This is a genomic window from Paracoccus sp. FO-3 (genome assembly GCF_006386455.1).
Lineage (GTDB): Bacteria > Pseudomonadota > Alphaproteobacteria > Rhodobacterales > Rhodobacteraceae > Paracoccus > Paracoccus versutus.
The window spans coordinates 1-514 of sequence record NZ_VCBQ01000303.1; the positions used below are offsets into that span (position 1 = coordinate 1).

General features: G+C 77.6%; 1 pseudogene. It reads right to left on the reverse strand.

The window, feature by feature from the left end:
• A pseudogene (locus FE811_RS27805) lies at positions 1–514 on the reverse strand (hypothetical protein); the annotation flags it as partial.

Consider the following 514-nt stretch of genomic DNA (forward strand, 5'->3'; position numbering starts at 1 on the left):
GTCGGGGGCGGGGATCGCGGCCTGGGCAAGGCTGCCTGCCTGCTGGCTTTGGCCATCGGCCTCGGCCGCATTCGGCGCGGGCTCTGCCGCGGCCCGCGCGGCGCCGATCCGCGCATCCGCGCCCTCGTTCACCTGCAGCGCGTCGGCGCGTTCGGAAAGCCGCTCGCGCGCCTCTTCCGCCGCGGCCTCGCCGCGGTCGCCAAGGTTCTGGCCGAAACGCTTCGCGCCGCCGCCGCCGCCACCACCTCCGCCGCCGCCCTTGGCGCGGGGGCCGCTCTTGTCCTTGGCAGCCGCGGCCTTGCCCTTCTCGTCCTTTGTCCGGCGGCGATCCGCGCCGTCCCTGTCCTTTTTCTTCTGCGGGGTGCGGTCCGGCGCGGTCTCGGCCGCCCCGGCCGGCGCGCCGGCGATGGCGACCGAAGGCGCGGGCTTCGCCTCGGCCGCGTTCTCGCCGCGCGCGGTTTGCGAATCGTCGGGGGCCTTGCTCGAGGGCGCGGTCGCCCCCGGCCGGCCGCCG